The 1943-nt window shown below is 73.9% G+C and carries 2 protein-coding genes; one reads left to right on the top strand and one right to left on the bottom strand.

Features of this window, described 5'->3' with window-relative positions:
- A partial coding sequence (locus FV222_RS24465) for a glycosyltransferase family 1 protein (protein ID WP_147815858.1) occupies positions 1-1110 on the bottom strand: 1110 nt, incomplete at its 3' end.
- Positions 1111-1163: 53 nt separating this feature from the next.
- On the opposite strand from FV222_RS24465, the gene FV222_RS24460 reads away from it, so the two are divergent.
- Positions 1164-1943, top strand: a 780-nt coding sequence (locus tag FV222_RS24460) for a glycosyltransferase (RefSeq protein ID WP_147815857.1), incomplete at its 3' end; no start/stop codon positions are given.

The raw sequence follows: 1943 nt of genomic DNA, 5'->3' as shown, positions 1-1943 counted from the left end.
GCGGGGCGGCGCGTCGGCGAGCACGGCGTCGAGCAGGTCGGCGTAGCCGCGGGCGGTGGCGGCCCAGGTGTAGCGGGCCTCGTTGCGGCGGCCCTTTGCGACCAGGGCCTCGCGCAGGCCCGGCTCGTCGAGGAGCCGGCGCAGGCATGCGGCCAGCGCGCCGGCGTCGCTGGGATCGAAGGTCAGCGCGCCCTCCCCCGCCACCTCCGGCGTCGCCGAACGGTCCGAGCACACCACCGGGCAGCCCAAAGCCTGCGCCTCCAGCACCGGCAGGCAGAAGCCCTCGGCGAAGGACGGCACGCACAGGCATAGGGCGCCGCGGTAGAGCGCAGCGAGCCGGCGGTCGTCGATGCGCGACAGGCGGACCACCCGGGTGGCCGCCCCGAGCCGCCGGAGCGTCCCGGCGACGGCGTCGGCCGGGTCCTCGCCGACGTGGACGACGGCGAGGTCGGGATGGCTCGGCCCGAGCGCGGCCACCGCTTCGGCGAGCAGGCCGAAGTTCTTGTTGTGCGTGGCGTTTCCGACCGCCAGCACGTAGTGCCCCGCCACCTCCGCGGGGTCCATCACGGCGAGCGCCGAGGAGTCGAGCACGGAGGCGGACGGGATCACGCGGACGCGCCCGCGCGCCGCGGGATAGTGATGCTCCAGGTCGCGCCGGGTCGCATCCGAGACCGCGACGACGGCGTGGTTGCGCGCCAGCATCAGCCGGAAGATCCAGTCGGTGGTGAAGGCCTCGCGCGGGCCGGCGCTCTCGGGGATCGTGCGGAAGTACAGGTCGTGGACCACGACCACCCGCGCCCGCCCCCCGGCGCCCGCGCCGTAGGGGTCGACGTTCAGCACCACGTCGATGGCGTGCCGCCGGCAGCAGGCCGGGACGGTGACGAGCTGGGCCAGAACGTCGAGGACCATGATGCGCGGGCGCGGCACGGTCACGACCTCGACGGCGTCGCGGAACGCGGCGGGGAGCGCGTCGCGGGTCCAGGGCGAGCGCAGCACGACGGCCAGGTCCGGGCGCCGGACGAGCTCTTCGACGAGCGCGAACGCGACCCGTGCGACGCCCGACGGCTTGCCCCCGAACTGGCTCGGCATGTTGAGGAGGATTCGCTTCATCGACTGGCAATAACCCCGCACTAGGGTCGATCTAGCACCGCCAGATCGAACAGATGCGTATTCTCCACATCACCTCGCTGTTTCAGCCCGAACAGGTCGGCGGGGCGGAGCTGATGGTGGAGACCCTCGTGCGGATGCAGGCGGGCCTCGGGGCGCAGGTCGGCGTCGCCTGCCTGTCGCGCCGGGCCCAGCCGCCCGAGCGGTCGGACGCGGCGACGATCTACCGCCTCGGCCACGGGACGCCGTTCCACGTCCTCGACTGGGCCGAGCACGGACGGCTCGACCGCCTGCGCTACAAGCTCGCCGTGCAGTGGGACGGGCGCACGCTCGCCGCGATGGAGGCGGCGGTCCGCGATTTTTCCCCCGACGTGGTGAACACCCACTCCCTGTCGGAGCTGACCCCGCGGATCTGGCCGATGCTGCGCCGCCTCGGGGTTCCGGTCGTCCACACGCTGCACGACTTCACGAGCCTGTGCAGCAACGGCGCGATGGTGCGCGACGGCCGGGCCTGCCAACGGCAGCACGCCAAGTGCCGCGCCTACGCGCTGCTGCACCGGGTCTGCCAGCGCCCGGTCGAGGCGGTGGTCGGCGTCGGCGCGGACATCCTGGCCCGCCACCTCGCGGCCGGGTACTTCCGCGACGTGCCGGAGGCCCTGCGGCAGGTGATCTGGAACCCGATCGAGGCGGGGTCGCCGCCGGCCCCGCGCGCCCTGCCCTCGGATGGGATCACCTTCGGCTACATGGGCCGGATCGAGGCGTCGAAGGGCGTCGACACCCTGCTCGAGGCCTGCCGCCGCCTGCCCCCCGGCGGCTGGCCTCGAGCAGGGTGTCGA

Source organism: Methylobacterium sp. WL103 (assembly GCF_008039885.1).
Lineage (GTDB): Bacteria > Pseudomonadota > Alphaproteobacteria > Rhizobiales > Beijerinckiaceae > Methylobacterium > Methylobacterium cerastii.
This window is presented reverse-complemented; position numbering and strand designations above follow the sequence as displayed.